Below are 15,147 nucleotides of genomic sequence, written 5' to 3'. Positions count from 1 at the left end.
GCACTCGGCTCGCGGGGTCTCTGCGGGGTCTCTGCGGGGGCGTGGGGTCAGCGGACGAGTTCGTCGATGAAGGCGTCGGGCTCCTCCGGCCGCAGCGTGACGCCGTAGTAGTCCACGGACGTGCCCGGCACGTAGCGGGGGGCGGGCTCGCCGCTGCCGCCGATCTGCACCCGGCCGACCTCCTGGCCGTTCGGCAGGACGATCCAGCCGCCGACGATCTTCGCTCCGCGTACCGCCGCGCTGGCCCGGTAGAGGCCCGACGGCTTCTTGACCAGCGGTGCGGTGAAGCGCCACTTGGCGTCGCCGACCTGGAGCCTGCCCTGGGCCTTCCCGCCGCCCAGAGCCGCGGTGATCAGCGCGTCCTTCCCTTCAAGCGTGACCGTGCCGTTCTCGGCGGTTCCCTTCAGCCACGCCTCGATCCGGCCGTCGCAGAAGTAGGCGACGGCCTTTCCATCGCGTACGGCGATCGCGACCAGTCCGCCGTTGCCCTGGACGACTCCCGCGTAGTCGGCCTTCCTGGGCGTGGGGTCGGGCGCCTCCGTCGCTTCGCCGGTGGGCTGCTGCGACGGCTCCTGGGACGGCGCGGGCGGCGACTCCGCAGGGGCCGCCGCGGCGGCGTTCGTGTCCTGCGCCCCCACCTGCTGGAAGGTCGGGGCGGCCTTCAGGCTGGCCGCCCCGAGGGCGACGGCGACCACCGCTCCCGCGGCCAGCGTGTAGAAGGGTCCTAGCCGGCTCATTGCGTGCTCCTGGGTGTCCACGACGGCTTCTGGCTTCGAGTGAACCCGCTCGCGCCCCGTCTGTCTGTGGACTTCTACGCAAATGTCGAGGGGCATCTGCGAGCGGACGCGACCCGGCGCGAACAATGGGGGTATGAGCGAACCGCAGCCCTACCAGTGGCCTTACCCGGGCCCCTACCAAGGGGCGCCGTACGCGTGGCAGCCGGTGCAGGTGCCGTGGGCCGTACGGCCGCTGCCGGGGATTCGCTACGACAGACTGGCCCGCACGTCGGTCCACCGATGGTGGCGGCCCGTCGCCGGCACCCTGGCGATCGTGGCCGCGTTCCTCGTGTTGTCGATCGGGCTGGGGCTGGCCGCGGGACTGCTCTCGATCGTGGCCGGCCTGCCGATGGCGATGGACGGCACGCGCATCTTCCTCGACCCCGTGGCCGATCTGGGATTCCAACTTGGCGTGATCGCCCTGTCCATCCCGCTCGTTCTCGGGGCCGCCTGGGCGATCCAGCGGCGGCCGCCAGGCACGCTCTCGTCGGTGGCCTTCCGCCTCCGCTGGGCGTGGCTGGGCCAGTGCCTGCTGATCGCGATAGTGGCGGTCGTGCTGGCGCAGTTCGCCGAGGCGGGGACGCTTCTGCTGAGCGGCGAGAGCCCGGGCTTCGGCTGGGTCGGCTGGGACCGGTTCCTGCCGCCCCTCATCGTGATCCTGCTGCTCGTGCCCTTCCAGGCCGCCGCGGAGGAGTACGCCTTCAGGGGCTGGGTCATCCAGGCGTTCGGCGCCTACCTGAAGAGCCCGTGGCCGGGCATCCTGCTGGGGGCCGCCGCCTTCGCGTCCCTGCACGGTTACACGGACTGGGGCATCGCCTACGTCTTCGGGTTCGGCGTGCTCATGGGATGGCTGGCGATCACCACCGGAGGTCTCGAGGCGCCCATCGCCCTGCACGTCATGAACAACCTGGGGGCCTTCGGCATCACCGCCGCGTCCGGAGACGTCGGGAGCGCGCTGAACCAGGGTGCCCTTCCGTGGCAGTCGATCGCCGGGACGGCCGTCCAGTTCGCCGTGTACGGCTTCGCGGTCGTGATAATCGCCCGAAAGAGGGCAATTCAGACGCTCTCGCGATAAATCTGACTAGAGAGGTCTGTTCGCGTCGGCGTTCCCGTGTTGCTCTGGAACGGTGATGGGGTATCAAGGGGATCGCGTCCGCTTCGCCATAGAAGCGGTGGAACGGTCCCTAATATCCCTCCGGGCCAGAGGTAGGAGGTACTGAGCGTGGCCTCGGGCCCCCACGAGAGCCGCCCACGGCAGGATGCCGTCGACGACAGAGCACACGACGAGGGCCACCCGGAACCTGCCCCGGCCCTTCATCACACGCCTCCGATCGTCTCCCCCTGGGCGATGCCCCCGTTCGCCGCCCCCGTGCCCGAGGACGCGGAGGAGCCGGAGGGCGCCCCGCCGCCGGAGAGCGCCCAGAATCTGTGGGCGCCGCAGCCGGAACCCTCTCCGGAGGGCGGCGCACAGGCCTCTGAGAGCAAGCGGGAGCCGCGAACCGGGCGTCGCCCCTACTCGTCGTCGTCCGGCCCGGCACAGCCCCGCCACAGCCGCACAGGGGACCGCCGGTCCGAGGAGAAACCCCCTCCGCGGCCCGACCCGCTCGGAACCGTCCCGGCGGCGGGGCCGCCGCCGGGCCCCTCAGGCCCGTCTGGTTCACCCGCCGATTCCGCCGATCCCTCCGGCCCGACGGCTCCGATGCCCGATTCCTCCGGCTCTCCCGGCCTCTTGGGCTCCGAAGGTCCTGCGAGCGCTGCGTCGGGTTCCGAAGGTCCTGCGAGCGCGGCGTCGGCTTCCGAAGGCCCTCCGAGCGCGGCATACGGTTTTGAAGGTCCTGCGGGTCCGGCGTCCGAGGTCGGCGCCGGGAGCGGTTCCGGTCCCGGCGCCCCCGCCGGATCGCCCCGGCGGAGGCTGGTGGACGCCCCCGACAAACTGGTGGCGTCAGGGCCTCCGCGGACGCCCCGCGCGAACATCCCCGCCGAAGATCCCGACGGGGCCGCGGCCCCCCGCAGAGGACGGCGCCTGCCGTACTCGTCGGCGGACGACCGCACTCTCGCGCACCGGCCCCCCGCCCCGGCGGCGGGCGACCCCGGCTCTCCTCCTCCGAGCGGCATCCGGCTGGGCCCGGAGATCCCCGCGGAGCCGGAGGCCGTCGCGTCGCCCGGCGACCCTCCCGTTCACCAGCCGGGTCCCGAACCCGCGTACCAGCCCGTTACCGAACCGGCGCATCCGCAGGACTCCGGGCCCCCTCAGGAGCCGGTCGAGCGGATCGGCCGCCCACCGGGAGGCCGGCCCGCCCGCCCCGACGTGCTGGTGGCCATAGGCCCGCCGAGGTCCGGAGACGGCAGCCGTCACCGGCGGCTCACTCCGCCGCGCCGCTTCGGGCCCGGCAGGCTGGTGTTCCCGATCGTGGTGACGATCGTGCTGCTGGTGGCCGCGGGGCTCGGAGTGGCCGCGGTCAACTGGGCGCGGACCCCGCAGTCCGCCGGGCTGCGCCTCGCCGCCGGCGACGGCCAGTCGGGAGACGCGGCCTTCGCCGCGCCCGGCCTGCCGGGGAACGGCTCCAGTCAGGTACTCAACGCGATCGCCTCCGTGGGGTCGACCGTGGTCGCCGTGGGCAGCGACACCACGAGCACGCTGCCGCGCCCCCTGTTCCTCGTGTCCACGGACGGCGGCCGCGACTGGGACCTTGGACGCGTCGCAGGCCCCGCGGGCTACGAGGCAGGCGCGGGCGCGGTCGGCCGGGTCGTGGGCGGCGGCGGCCGCTGGCTGGCCGTCGGGACCGACGTCTCGAGTTGGGCGGGCCAGGCGGCCCGCGGGATGTGGGTTTCAGCGGACGGCCGGGCATGGACGGCGGTGGACCCCGAGGGACTCGCGGCATTCGGCGGTCAGGACCGGATCACGGACGTCGCCAGGACCACCGCGGGATTCGTCGCCGTGGGCTCGGCCGCGCTGAAGAACGGAACGATCGGACCCGTCGCCTGGACGTCGCCCGACGGCAAGACCTGGACGAGGGCGGGTGAGATCGGCACGCCCGACAAGGTGCGGGGCATGCGCGCGGTCGTCGCCCGGGGCGATCAGGTCGTCGCCCTGGCCGATCCCGGACCCGGCGACCCCGGTTCTGTGATCCTCCGGTCGGCCGACGGAGGCAGGACGTGGTCGGGGACCGCCGCGACCCTCGCCGGTGTGCAACCCGAACCGGGGGCGCTCGCGACCGGGGGCGACGGGTTCGTCCTCGTGCCGCTCCGGCAGCGTTCGGCGGCGGGCGAGGTGACCGTCTACTGCTCTCCGGAGGGCACCCGGTGGAGCGAGTGCGGCACCATCGGGGGGCTCGGCTCCGAAGGCACGGGAGTCCGCGGGCTCGCGTCATCGTCCGCGGGCGTCGCGGCCGTCGTCGAGTCCGCCTGGGAGACCTACGCCGTCTACACGGGCGCCGACGGCCGCAAGTGGGCCAAGACCGCGAACCTGGGGGAGATCCCCGGCACGCTGCGCGGGCTGACGATCACCGACGCAGGCCTGGTCGTCGCGGGCGGGGACAAACGCGGCGCCGGCGACGTGGAGAACCTGCCGGTCCTCATGACGGCGGGGGACGGCGAGGACACCAGGTCCGTGCCGCTCGGCTCAGTCGCCGGGCTCAGCCATCTCGCCAGGGACACCGCCGACGTCGCGGTCTCCGGCGGCGCGTTCGTGGCGGTCGGCTCGGCCAACGGCGACGCCGCCATCTGGACGAGCGGGAACAACGGGGCCAACTGGACCGACGCCCGCCTCTCCGCGCTGCTCGGCGGGCGCGGGCGCCAGGCGCTCACCAGCGTGGCGCACGGCCCGAAGGGCTGGCTGGCCGTCGGCAGCACGATGACCGATCCCGCCGTCACCCGGCCGCTGCTGGTGACGTCGTCCGACGGCAGGTCATGGAAGGCGGGCCCGGAGTTCGAGGTCCCCGCGGGGCACTTCCTCGTCGCGCCGCGCCTGGTCGCGGCCGGGCCCAAGGGATACGTCCTGGCCGGGGACGACCGCAGCGCCACAGGCGTGGTGCCCGCGCTCTGGTTCAGCCCCGATCTCAAGCGGTTCACCCGGGTGCCGGCCACGGGGATGCCTGCCGGGGGAGCGGGTGTGCGCCTCGCCGCCGTCACCGCCACGCCGTCCGGATTCATGGCCGTGGGCGGATCGGGCGGAGCCGACCTCGAGACCGGCGTCGTCTGGGTCTCCTCCGACGGGCTCCGATGGACGCCGGCGAGCAGGGTCATCCCCGACGGCGCCCGTTCGGCCGGACTGCGGCAGGTGGTGGCCACCGGCTCCGGAGTCGTCGCGATCGGGACGGCGGTCACCGATGAGGGCGTCCGCCCGTTCTCCGTGGTGTCGGCCGACAACGGCGCCCACTGGGAGTACGGCACTCTGCCCGCCGACGAGACCGCGGTGGTGCTCGACCTCGTCGCGGCGGGCGGCGGCCTCGTCGCCGTCGGTTCGCACGGCCCGGCGGGCGAGGGCGACAGCGCCGCGTGGATCTCCGAGGACGGCCTCGCCTGGACCCGTCAGGCGCTCACCCAGGACGGCCTGGGCGGCGCAGGCACGCAGTGGCTGGGAGCCGTGGCCGTTTCCGGGACCCGCGTGCTGGCGATCGGCAGGTCCACCGGATACGCCGACGATCATCTGACGATCTGGCGAAGCTCGCTCACCGCAGGGAGTCGATGACCCCCCACTCGGTCAGCACAGCGGCGAGGCCGTCGGTCAGCGGGAGCCGTACGAGATCGGAGGGGCGGCACCAGCGGGCGTCGGCGGCGTCGTCCCCCGCGACGAGCCGGCCGTCCGGGGCACAGGTCGCCAGGTAGTCGTGGATCTCGTAGGTGACGCCCTCGGGCCCGGGCCGCTCCACGGTCCCGGCCAGCGGCCCCGCGATCACGTCCAGCCCGGTCTCCTCAAGGAGTTCGCGCCGCAGCGCCTCCGCGTCGGTCTCGCCGGGCTCCACCCTTCCTCCCGGCAGCGACCACAATCCCTGCCCCGGAGGGCGGCCCCGGCGCACCAGCAGCAGCCTGCCGTCGGCCACCACGATCGCTCCCACACATCTGACACGGCGCACAAGACCAAGATTACGGCTGGATAACAGGCAGACTCTTGACGCGAGCCGTGACGCCGCAGCACCGTGAGTAATTGTGAGAACCGCGCCCACCTGTCCGCGGTGTTTCGGGCCGCTGCACGAGCCGAACGTATGGTCGAGCTCCTGGCGCTGCGGCGCGCACGGCGACGTCCTGCCCTACCAGCCTCCGCGCCGCCCCTCCCAGGCCGCACTCGACGCGCTGCGCGGGGCCTCCCGGGTCCCGGTCTGGCTCCCGTGGCCGCTGCCGCCGGGCTGGCTGGTGACCGGGTTCGCGGAAGTGGGCGACGACCGCAGCGGGATCAGGGCGAGCGTCGTCGCGCTCTCCGGCCCCTCGATCACCCCGGGCCCCGCCGACCTGCTGCTGGTCGCCGAGGAGCCGGGGGTCGGGCTCGGCGCCGCCTACGCCGGGCTGCCGGGATCGGATCCCGGCGCCGGGTTCGACGCGGGACCGCCGCACGTGAAGATCGACGCCCGTGGCCATCCGACCGCCCTGTGGTGCGCGGGACGGGTGCCGGAGGACCGGGCGGCCTACGTCGGCGAGGCCCTCGGCAACTGGTTGTGGACGATCGCCTGGCCCGCGGACGCCGGCTGCTTCATCGCCCTGGCAGATCTCTCTCTCCGCGATCTACGCGATCACGACCAGGCCCTGGATCTCCCGTACGGCGCCTTCTCGCCCCGGCTGGACACCGACGTCCAGTAAGGCGGGCACGATCAGCTAGGGATAGTAAGGTTCTGAGCTGTGACAGCGCGTATCGAACGAGTGGTGACTTCGGGCCTCGTCGAGATCGAGGACGTCGAGCACAAGGTCGAGAACAACACCTGGATCGTGGGCGACGACGACGAGGTGATCGTCATCGACCCCGCGCGTGATCCGGAGAAGATCCTGGAGGCGGTGGGTGATCGCGAGATCCTCGCCGTCATCTGCACCCACGGCCTGCCCGACCACGTGGGCGCCGCCATCGAGGTGGCCGCGCGCGACGAGGCCGTGATCGCCGTGCACGCCAGGGACAAGCGCCTGTGGCGGCAGACGTGGGAGGACACCTGGCCCGACATCGAGATGGAGGACGAGGGCCTGTTCGCCGTCGCCGACGTCGAGCTCGAGGTCCTGGCCACCCCGGGGGTGACGCCCGGCGGCGTGTCCCTCTACTCCGAGGAGCTCGACGCGGTGTTCACCGGCAAGACGCTCCTGATCGACGGCCCGGGCAAGCTGGCGGGCGAGTATCCCGCCCTCAGCGACCAGCTCACCTCCATCGGCGAGCGGCTGTTCACGCTCCCGCACTCGACCCGGGTGCTCCCCGCGCACGGCGAGGAGAGCAGCATCGGGGACCTCGAGCCGCAGTTCGACAAGTGGCTGTCCGGCTCGCTGACCGCCCAGGAGCACGTCGCGGAGCCGCCGCCCCTCGTGGACGGCACCAAGGTCTCCGGTGTCAGGCTCGACCTCGACGAGTAGCGGATCATGGAGCAGCTCGGCCTCGACGGTATGCCGAGGCGGCTCTACACGTGCACGCCGTCCCGCCTGAACTCGTGGCTCGACTGCGGCCGCCGGTACCGCTTCACCTACCTTGACCGCCCGGCGCCGCAGAAGGGCCCCCCGTGGGCGCACAACAGCGTCGGCGCGTCCGTTCACAACGCCCTGGCCGCGTGGTGGCGCGAGCCGTACGAGCGGCGGACGCCGATGACGGCGGCCATCCTTGTGACGAACGGGTGGATCACCGAGGGCTTCCGCGACGCGGAGCAGTCCGCGTCATGGCGTGACCGGGCGCGCGAGATGGTGTCCGGATACGTCAGGACGCTCGATCCGTCGGACGACCCGGTCGGCGTGGAACGGACGGTGGCCACGCGCACGGCCGTGATCGCGGTGTCGGGACGGGTGGACCGTCTCGACCGGCGGGGCGACGAACTCGTGGTGGTCGACTACAAGACCGGCCGCCGTCCCCTGGACGCCGACGACGCCCGGTCCTCGATCGCCCTGGCCCTCTACGCCGTCGCGTCGTCGCGCATGATGCACCGCACGTGCCGTCGCGTCGAGCTCCACCACCTGCCCACGGGCGCCGTGGCCGAGTGGGAGCACACCGACGAGTCGCTCGCCCGCCACCTCCGCCGGGCCGAGGAGATCGCCATGGAGGCGTCGGCGGCCGATGAGGCCTACCGGGCCTGGGCGGGCCGCGGTGAGGGGCGGAAGCGGACGGGACCAGGTCGTGCGGACCCGGCTGAAGCGGGCTCGGCCCGTACGGACCCGGCCCGTGCGGGCGGCGCCGCGGAGGTGCCGCCCGAGATCGACGAGCTGTTCCGGCCGAACCCCGGCCCGATCTGCTCGTGGTGCGACTTCCGGCGGCACTGCCCGGAGGGCCGGGCCGCGTCTCCCGACCGCCTTCCGTGGGACGCGCTCGCCGTCGACTCCGGCGCGGACGCCGCGACGCCGACCCCGGCGTCCTAGGCCTGTCTGACAAATCAAGCCCTGCTGTGCGACGGGCGGCATTTGTCAGACACTTTCTAGCCGATCGTCCCCGGCCTCCTGCGCGGATCGACCAGCCCGCGCAGGCCCTTGCTCACGTCATATCCGGCCGCGGCCAGCCGTTCGCGCGATCCCTGCAACATCTCCCGCGTCGAAGAGGTGAAGGCGCGCTGGTGGACGAACTCCGGCAGCGAGTTCGTCACCGTGCGGAACGCCCTCAGCGCGGCCGTGACCGCACTCTGCGGCACCTCGGGCAGCACGCCGTACATCCGCCGCGCCCAGTCGGGCAGCGTGTAGTAGCACAGCGCACCGAACGGGAAGTACACGGGCTTGCCGGGAGCGAGAAAACGCAGATCATGCGGCAGGCGGGGCCACAGCAGGAACCGCACCGCCGACACCGCCTCGGGGATGGCCCGCAAGCGGGGCCGCATCTGTTCGAAGTAGGCGTCCATCTCGGCGACCGAGCCGGGCACGTCCTCCGGGTGCAGCCCCACGTAGGCCGCGCTCCGCCGCTGCTCGTCCAAATAGCGGTCGGCCACGTCGTCGGAGATCCGCCCCCCGGCCCGGCGGACGATCTCCAGGTAGGACGTCACCTCGGCGCAGTGGACCCACAGGAGCAATTCGGGATCGTCGACGCGGTGGCGGTGCCCCGTCTCCGGGTCGTCGATGCGAAGTGCTCGGTGGATGCCCCGCACGCGCCGGCCGATCTCCTCGGCCTCCGCAGGGCTGCCGTAGGTCACCCGGCCGACGAAGTCCGCGGTACGGCGCAGCCGCCCGAACGGGTCCTCCTGGAAGTTGGAGTTCTGCCAGACCCCGCGCATGGCCATGGGGTGGAGCGCCTGCAACATCAGGCCGCGGACGCCACCCACCCACATGGACCTGTCGATGTGCACCAGCCACGTGGCCGATTCCGGTGGCTGCGCCGTGGGTGCGCCGCTCATGCCGGTCGCGCCTCAGCCGTACTGGAGCAGCCGGCTCTCCGCGGCGTTCCAGAACCTGGTCAGGGCGGCGGCGGTGGTCTCCGGCGCCTCCACGGCGGGACTGTGGACGGCGCCGGGGACGACCACGCAGTCGGCCTCCAGCCGGTTGGCCATCTCGGCCTGCAGGAGGGGCGGCCATCCGTCATCGTGCTCGCCGTACAGGACCAGGATGTCGAGGCCGCTGCGCGCCAGGTCGCCCACGCGATCGCGGGCGTTCAGCACCTCGTCGGCCATCGCCAGCAGGCCGGCGGGAGAGTTGGACAGCAGCCGTTTGCGGAGGAAGGCCACGATGTCGTCAGGCACGCCCGCGCGCAGCGCGTCGGGTTCCATCCGGTTGGCCCACATGTAGTCCACACCGTGCTCGGGCAGCTCCGCCAGCATCATCCGCCCCGCCCGTTCGCGTGGGCCGATGATCCCCGCGGGACCCGAGCTCATCAGTGTGAACGAGGCCAGCTGAGTCGAGCCGTTCAGCACCGTCTCGCGGGTCACCAGGCCGCCGAACGAGTGGCCGAGAAGGTGGACGGGCTCGCCCGAGCCCACGACCGCGGCGATCGCGTCGACGTCGGCGCCCAGCGCCGCGCACGTGTAGGCCTGGGGGTCGTCGGGCCCGGGCGTCTCGTACTGCCCGCGCATGTCGACCGCGATCACCCGCCGCCCGGCCTGGGCCAGCGTCTGGAGGACCGCGATGAAGTCCTCCTTGCTCCCGGTGTATCCGGGAACCAGAAGGGCCGGCCACCGCTCCGCGACGCCGCTCACCGGCAGCGCCTCGAGGGCGGTGAACGAGCCCAACTCGGTCTCGATCTGCAGAACGGATACTCCGGGCGGCAGCGTGAGGAATCGTGGCGTGCTCACGAGGGCTCCTCCGCTCCGCCGAGGAGCCGCGGAACCGATGGGCGGGACGGCTTACCCGCGGGGGACCGGCTGCTGTGCCTGTCGGCTGCTTCGCTCACGTGGCATCACGATACCGAGCGAAACTCGTCGCGACACTGCCGAAAAACTTATGCAGGTTACGGCTGGTCATCGCACACGCCTCATGCCGAAGTCCATACCCACTGGGACGGGGCCGTCCCGCGATCAGGTCGTACGGCGAGGCCGCGGACGGCTCGGCCGGCGCCTGCTGTGGGCGCGCTCGGTCGCCGCCGACGGGGCGGGATCGTCGTCCTCGGTCGCGAGGTCGGGTGACTGGAAGACCACGACGAAGGGACTCGCCGGGACGATCCGCTCGGGCTGAGGGGCGGAACGTTGTGCGGGGGGCAGCATGGGCGGCGCCTCCTCGGTGACGTCGGCGTGCAGTGCTCTGCGCGCGGGTTCTGTGGTGACGGCGGGCAGGGGCTCGACCGCAGCCTCGACCGGGGCCTCGACCGCGGCCTCGACGGGGGCGGTCGCCTCGGCGGCAGCCGCGCGCCTGGCGGAGGTCGCCCGCCTGGTCGACTTCACCGGCTTGACCGGGCTCGCCTGCTCGACGAGGCCCGCCTGCTCGACCGAGGTCGCGGTCTCGAACGCGCCGACGGTCTCGGCCGTGGTAGCGGTCTCGGTCGTCGTGGCGCTCTCGAGCGTGGGAACCGTCTCGGTCCTGGGCGCCGGGGCGCTCACCGGCTCGGCGCCGACGGCGGTCTCCGCGGCGTCCACGCCGTCCGCCTCCGCCTGGGCGCGGCCGCCACGGGTGCGGCGGCGTTCGCGGGTGCGGGTGGGCCGCTTGCGACGCTCGTCGTCGTCGCGATCACGGTCTCGTCCCTGCTCACGGTCTCGTCCCTGCTTGCGGGTCCGGACGCGGCCGGTCTCGCCCAGGTCCTCGATCTCCTCGGCCGCGAGCCCGGCGCGGGAGCGGTTGGCGCGCGGCAGCACGCCCTTGGTCCCCTCCGGGATGTCCAGGTCGGAGTAGAGGTGCGGCGAGCTGGAGTAGGTCTCGACCGGGTCGGCGAAGTCGAGGTCGAGCGCGTTGTTGATGACCTTCCAGCGGGTCAGCTCGGTCCACTCGACGAAGGTCACCGCGACACCCGTGCGACCGGCCCGGCCGGTGCGGCCGATGCGGTGGACGTAGGCCTTCTCGTCCTGGGGGCAGTCGTAGTTGACCACGTGGGTGACATCGTCGATGTCGATGCCGCGCGCGGCCACGTCGGTGGCCACCAGAACGTTGATCTTGCCGTTGCGGAAGGCCCGCAGCGCCTGCTCGCGCTGTCCCTGGCCGAGGTCGCCGTGGACCGCCGCGGCGGCGAAGCCCTTGTCCTGCAGTTGCTCGGAGACCATGTCGCACGCGCGCTTGGTCTCGCAGAAGACCATCGTGAGACCGTTTCCAGTGCTCTGAAGCAGCCGGGCCAGGATCTCGATCTTGTCCATGCGGTGCGTGCGGTAGACGAACTGGGTCGTCTTGGGCAGCGCCTCGTCCTCGGCGGCGCTGTTCTCCGCGCGGACGTGGGTGGGCCGGGTGAGGTAGCGGCGGGAGAGCGTCACGATCTCGCCGGGCATGGTGGCCGAGAACAGCATGGTCTGCCGCTGCTCGGGGACCAGCTTGATGATCCGCTCCATGTCCGGCAGGAAGCCGAGATCGAGCATGCGGTCGGCCTCGTCGAGGACCAGCATGGTGATCTGGCCGAGGTCGAGGTGCTTCTGCTTGACGAGGTCGAGGAGGCGCCCGGGGGTGCCGACGACGACGTCGACGCCGTTCTTGAGCGACTCGATCTGAGGCTCGTACGCGCGCCCGCCGTACACGGTGAGGATCCGCGAGCCGAGCTTGCCCCCCGCGAGGACCAGGTCCTCGGTCACCTGCAGCGCGAGCTCGCGGGTCGGCACGATGACCAGCCCGCGCGGCTTCTTGCGGTTCTTCCTCGGCTTGCCGACGAGTTGCAGCATGGCGACGCCGAAGGCATAGGTCTTGCCCGTGCCGGTGCGCGCCTGTCCGATGACGTCTTGGCCGGCCAGTGCCAGCGGGAGCGCCATCTCTTGAATCGGGAACGGTGAAGTGATGCCTTCGGTCTCGAGGGCATCAGCGATCTCCGGGATCACTCCCAGGTCTCGGAACGTCGTTGTCAGTGTGGCCTGCCTAAATCGGTGCGAAGGCGGCCTCCTGACCATCCGGCCGGCAGATCATTCCCGGTCCGGGTCCTCGCGGATCGCGCCTTCGTCGAGATGAGCGACCGCCACATCCAAATTACTGGGGGTCCCGGGGCCGAACCCCGGATCAACACAGTGCGGTCGCACTTTTCACTGAGCAGTCTACTCGATACCACAACGGGGAACCGATTTCTGTTTCTTCCGGCCAATCGTCTCCATCGCACCGGTGAGCCGGAGGTGTCCGATGTGCTGATGGGACGTGACCTTGGCCACGTACGCTGCACCCATGACTGAATCCTCTCCCAGACTCTCCTCGGGTGTCGTGGACCTTCTGGGCATGCTCGCGTACGCCGAGCTGACCGCGTTCCTCAAGCTGGCTGAGGACGCCGCCCTGCTGGCGCCGACCCTGAACGACAGGGCCGCTCTGGGTGACGTCGCGGCGACCGAGTACGGCCACTTCCGGGTGCTGCGCGACAAGCTGTCGTCGCTCGGGGTGGATCCGGAGGAGGCGATGGACCCGTTCGTGGACGCGATCGACGCCTGGCACGCGCAGACCAGGCCGAAGGACTGGCATGAGGCGCTGGTGAAGGCCTACGTCGGCACGGGCATCGCGGGGGACTTCTACCGCGAGGCGGCGCGTCACGCGGAGGAGTCCATCCGCCGGCTCGTCGACGACGTGCTGACCGACGAGGGCCGATCCGAGTTCGCGGTCGAGCGTGTGCGGGCGGCGATCGAGGCCGACCCCCGGTTGAGCGGACGGCTGGCCCTGTGGGCCCGGCGCATGGTGGGAGAGGCGCTCAGCCAGGGGCAGCGGCTCGCCGCGGCGCGTCCTGATCTGGCCACGATGCTCGTGGGCGAGGAGGGGGAGGACCTCGCGGAGATCGGCAGGCTCTTCGCCCGGCTGACCGAGGAGCACGGCAGGCGTATGGCGGCCGTCGGCCTCTCCGCGAGCGGCTAAGCGTTAGTTGACACTTACGAAAGTGATGGCTAACTTTTCTGGAGACGGTTCCAGGAAAGGAGCACAACCATGGCTCGGCCTGTTGTTTTCTTCGACATCGCGACCGGGGACGCGCCGTCCCTGTTCGGCTTCTACGCCGACCTGTTCGACTGGCGCATCGACGCGGACAATCCCATGGGGTACGGCATGGTCGACGCCGCCGAGGGCGGCATCCCCGGCGGCATCGGGACGGCGGGGGAGGGGGCGGCCAGGGGTGTGAGCATCGTGGTGGCCGTCGACGACGTGCAGGGACACCTCGACAGGGCCGAGGCGCTCGGCGGCAAGACCGTCGTGCCGCCGTACGAGGTCCCGGGGACGGGTACGCTCGCGGAGTTCACCGACCCCCAGGGCAACCGGATCGGGCTCTGGAAGCGCTGACAGGAGCGACGTATGACCGAGCCGATGGATGAGGCACTGCGGGCGATAGCGGAGCCGCGCCGCCGTGCCATCCTGCGGCTCGTCGCGAACCAGGAGATGCCCGCCGGCCGGATCGCCGAGCACTTCGAGGTGACCCGGCCCGCGGTCTCCCAGCACCTCCAGGTGCTGAAGGAGGCCGGCCTGCTGATCGAACGGCGGGAGGGCACCAAACGGCTGTACCGGGCCCGGCGCGAGGGCCTCGCGCCGCTGCGGCGGTTCCTCGACGAGATGTGGGACGAGTCGCTGGACTTCGCGCGAAGGATCGTCGAGGCCGAACGCGGCGTGTCCGATCAGCGGTCTCAGGCGGGATGAGATGAGCCGGTCTGCTGATCCGGCGGCCAAATGGTTGTAGCGTGCGTGGCATGAGGGCCTCGCGCCGCTACGGCAGTTCCTTGACGAGATGTGGGCCGAATCGCTGGACCTCGCGTGCGGTGTTGCGCAGGGGAAGCAAGGGATGTCCTACCGTCGGCCAGGGGCGGGGTGACACTCACAGCGCCGACCTCACCCGCCGTCCCCGTGGCTGCCGTTATGGCAGAGGCTGAGCGCGAGGCCGTTCCCCCGGTCCACAGATCGGTGCTGGTGCGCAGCGACCGTGATCACGTCTTCGACGTGTTCGTCCGCGAGATCGGGCAGTGGTGGCCGACGTCGTCCCACTCGCTGGGCGCCGACGAGGTGGTGGCCGTCACCGTCGAACGGCATGTCGGCGGCCGGGTGTACGAGACCGACGCGGACGGCACGGAGTGCTCCTGGGGGAAGATCCTGGTCTGGGAACCGCCGGAACGGTTCGCCATGACCTGGGAGTCCACCCGCTACGAGCACGGGGCGCCGGAAAGACGGCTGTCGCCCGAGGGCGCGGTGACCGAGGTCGAGCTGCGCTTCCTGGCGCTCGGCCCCGCACTGACCCGTGTGGAGCTGGAGCACCGTGGCTGGGAACGCCTCTCGCCCGACCTCGCCCGCCGCTATCCAGGCAGTTACACCGCGGGGTGGAGCCTCATCCTGGACCGCATGGTCGCCCATGCCGAGGGCCGTTAGTCACACGGTCGCGCCGATCAAATGGTTCGGCCGGTCACCTGGACCGGCCGGTCACAGGGTTCCGCCGAAGCCGACCGTCCGCTGCTCGTCCTCGCCGATCTCGACGAATCCGAGGGACTGGACGGGGACGACCACGCGGCGGCCCTTGGTGTCGGTCAGGGAGAAGACGCCCTTGTCGGTGGCGAGCGCCTTGCGGAGCTCCTCCTCGATCGCGTCGGCCGACAGGTCGGTCTCCACAATGATCTCTCGGTGCACCGACTGAACGCCGATCTTGATTTCCATCGGGCTCCCCTTTCAAGAGGGCTGGTGATACCCATCGTCGTCGCCTCGCGGCGTGGTGAGCCCT

General features: G+C 71.7%; 15 protein-coding genes. 9 read left to right on the top strand and 6 right to left on the bottom strand.

Going from position 1 to position 15,147, the window contains the following annotated elements; genetic code table 11:
* Positions 1-47: 47 nt before the first annotated feature.
* Positions 48-737 (bottom strand): hypothetical protein, encoded by a 690-nt coding sequence (locus Pka01_RS16220; RefSeq protein ID WP_203883587.1) that lies wholly within the window; start codon positions 735-737, stop codon positions 48-50.
* A 133-nt stretch (positions 738-870) separates the two neighbouring features.
* On the opposite strand from Pka01_RS16220, the gene Pka01_RS16215 reads away from it, so the two are divergent.
* Both Pka01_RS16215 and Pka01_RS16210 read left to right on the top strand, forming a co-directional pair.
* Positions 871-1,851 (top strand): CPBP family intramembrane glutamic endopeptidase, encoded by a 981-nt coding sequence (locus Pka01_RS16215; protein WP_203883586.1) that lies wholly within the window; start codon positions 871-873, stop codon positions 1,849-1,851.
* 840 nt (positions 1,852-2,691) lie between these two features.
* A complete protein-coding gene (locus tag Pka01_RS16210) occupies positions 2,692-5,466 on the top strand; it encodes a beta propeller repeat protein (protein WP_203883585.1) in 2,775 nt (924 codons plus the stop codon).
* Here Pka01_RS16210 and Pka01_RS16205 read toward each other — a convergent pair.
* On the bottom strand, positions 5,447-5,851 hold the full coding sequence (locus tag Pka01_RS16205) for an NUDIX hydrolase (RefSeq protein ID WP_239115040.1): 405 nt from the start codon (positions 5,849-5,851) through the stop codon (positions 5,447-5,449). The two genes, Pka01_RS16210 and Pka01_RS16205, sit on opposite strands and share 20 nt — an antisense overlap.
* Positions 5,852-5,924: 73 nt before the next feature.
* Here Pka01_RS16205 and Pka01_RS16200 point away from each other — a divergent pair, with 73 nt between their 5' ends.
* From Pka01_RS16200 to Pka01_RS16190, 3 genes are read left to right on the top strand one after another with little or no spacing between them, the layout of a single operon-like run.
* The gene (locus tag Pka01_RS16200; RefSeq protein ID WP_203883584.1) at positions 5,925-6,569 is read left to right on the top strand and encodes a DUF6758 family protein; all 645 of its coding nucleotides are present in this window, start codon (positions 5,925-5,927) and stop codon (positions 6,567-6,569) included.
* 39 nt (positions 6,570-6,608) lie between these two features.
* Positions 6,609-7,319, top strand: a complete 711-nt coding sequence (locus tag Pka01_RS16195; protein WP_203883583.1) for an MBL fold metallo-hydrolase — start codon at positions 6,609-6,611, stop codon at positions 7,317-7,319.
* A gap of 6 nt (positions 7,320-7,325) precedes the next feature.
* On the top strand, positions 7,326-8,306 hold the full coding sequence (locus Pka01_RS16190; RefSeq protein WP_203883582.1) for a RecB family exonuclease: 981 nt from the start codon (positions 7,326-7,328) through the stop codon (positions 8,304-8,306).
* A gap of 56 nt (positions 8,307-8,362) precedes the next feature.
* Here the strand turns inward: Pka01_RS16190 and Pka01_RS16185 are convergent, their stop codons facing one another.
* From Pka01_RS16185 to Pka01_RS16175, 3 genes are all read right to left on the bottom strand, one after another.
* Positions 8,363-9,265 (bottom strand): oxygenase MpaB family protein, encoded by a 903-nt coding sequence (locus Pka01_RS16185; protein WP_203883581.1) that lies wholly within the window; start codon positions 9,263-9,265, stop codon positions 8,363-8,365.
* Between the two features lie 12 nt (positions 9,266-9,277).
* Positions 9,278-10,156, bottom strand: a complete 879-nt coding sequence (locus Pka01_RS16180) for an alpha/beta fold hydrolase (protein WP_203883580.1) — start codon at positions 10,154-10,156, stop codon at positions 9,278-9,280.
* Between the two features lie 222 nt (positions 10,157-10,378).
* On the bottom strand, positions 10,379-12,241 hold the full coding sequence (locus Pka01_RS16175; protein WP_239115039.1) for a DEAD/DEAH box helicase: 1,863 nt from the start codon (positions 12,239-12,241) through the stop codon (positions 10,379-10,381).
* Positions 12,242-12,641: 400 nt separating this feature from the next.
* Here Pka01_RS16175 and Pka01_RS16170 point away from each other — a divergent pair, with 400 nt between their 5' ends.
* The 4 genes from Pka01_RS16170 (at position 12,642) to Pka01_RS16155 (ending at position 14,801) form a co-directional block, all read left to right on the top strand.
* Positions 12,642-13,313, top strand: a complete 672-nt coding sequence (locus tag Pka01_RS16170) for a ferritin-like fold-containing protein (protein WP_203883578.1) — start codon at positions 12,642-12,644, stop codon at positions 13,311-13,313.
* Between the two features lie 69 nt (positions 13,314-13,382).
* Positions 13,383-13,730 (top strand): VOC family protein, encoded by a 348-nt coding sequence (locus Pka01_RS16165; RefSeq protein WP_203883577.1) that lies wholly within the window; start codon positions 13,383-13,385, stop codon positions 13,728-13,730.
* A 12-nt stretch (positions 13,731-13,742) separates the two neighbouring features.
* Entirely contained in the window at positions 13,743-14,081 is a 339-nt protein-coding gene (locus tag Pka01_RS16160) for an ArsR/SmtB family transcription factor (RefSeq protein WP_239115038.1), read from the top strand.
* Positions 14,082-14,297: 216 nt separating this feature from the next.
* Complete coding sequence (locus Pka01_RS16155; RefSeq protein WP_203883576.1) at positions 14,298-14,801, top strand: SRPBCC family protein; 504 nt, start codon at positions 14,298-14,300, stop codon at positions 14,799-14,801.
* Positions 14,802-14,852: 51 nt separating this feature from the next.
* Here the strand turns inward: Pka01_RS16155 and Pka01_RS16150 are convergent, their stop codons facing one another.
* On the bottom strand, positions 14,853-15,083 hold the full coding sequence (locus tag Pka01_RS16150; protein ID WP_203883575.1) for a DUF3107 domain-containing protein: 231 nt from the start codon (positions 15,081-15,083) through the stop codon (positions 14,853-14,855).
* Positions 15,084-15,147 lie beyond the last annotated feature (64 nt).

The sequence above is a fragment of the Planotetraspora kaengkrachanensis genome (genome assembly GCF_016862895.1).
Classification (GTDB): domain Bacteria; phylum Actinomycetota; class Actinomycetes; order Streptosporangiales; family Streptosporangiaceae; genus Planotetraspora; species Planotetraspora kaengkrachanensis.
The sequence above is the reverse complement of the archived record's forward strand: the minus strand, read 5'-3'. Positions and strand labels throughout refer to the sequence as shown.

Bases quoted from the DNA above. Each gene is read 5' to 3' on its own strand.
- Pka01_RS16220 (WP_203883587.1), bottom strand. From the start codon at position 737: ATGAGCCGGCTAGGACCCTTCTACACGCTGGCCGCGGGAGCGGTGGTC.
- Pka01_RS16215 (WP_203883586.1), top strand. From the start codon at position 871: ATGAGCGAACCGCAGCCCTACCAGTGGCCTTACCCGGGCCCCTACCAA.
- Pka01_RS16190 (WP_203883582.1), top strand. From the start codon at position 7,326: ATGGAGCAGCTCGGCCTCGACGGTATGCCGAGGCGGCTCTACACGTGC.
- Pka01_RS16185 (WP_203883581.1), bottom strand. From the start codon at position 9,265: ATGAGCGGCGCACCCACGGCGCAGCCACCGGAATCGGCCACGTGGCTG.
- Pka01_RS16175 (WP_239115039.1), bottom strand. From the start codon at position 12,241: ATGGCGCTCCCGCTGGCACTGGCCGGCCAAGACGTCATCGGACAGGCG.
- Pka01_RS16170 (WP_203883578.1), top strand. From the start codon at position 12,642: ATGACTGAATCCTCTCCCAGACTCTCCTCGGGTGTCGTGGACCTTCTG.
- Pka01_RS16165 (WP_203883577.1), top strand. From the start codon at position 13,383: ATGGCTCGGCCTGTTGTTTTCTTCGACATCGCGACCGGGGACGCGCCG.
- Pka01_RS16160 (WP_239115038.1), top strand. From the start codon at position 13,743: ATGACCGAGCCGATGGATGAGGCACTGCGGGCGATAGCGGAGCCGCGC.
- Pka01_RS16155 (WP_203883576.1), top strand. From the start codon at position 14,298: ATGGCAGAGGCTGAGCGCGAGGCCGTTCCCCCGGTCCACAGATCGGTG.
- Pka01_RS16150 (WP_203883575.1), bottom strand. From the start codon at position 15,083: ATGGAAATCAAGATCGGCGTTCAGTCGGTGCACCGAGAGATCATTGTG.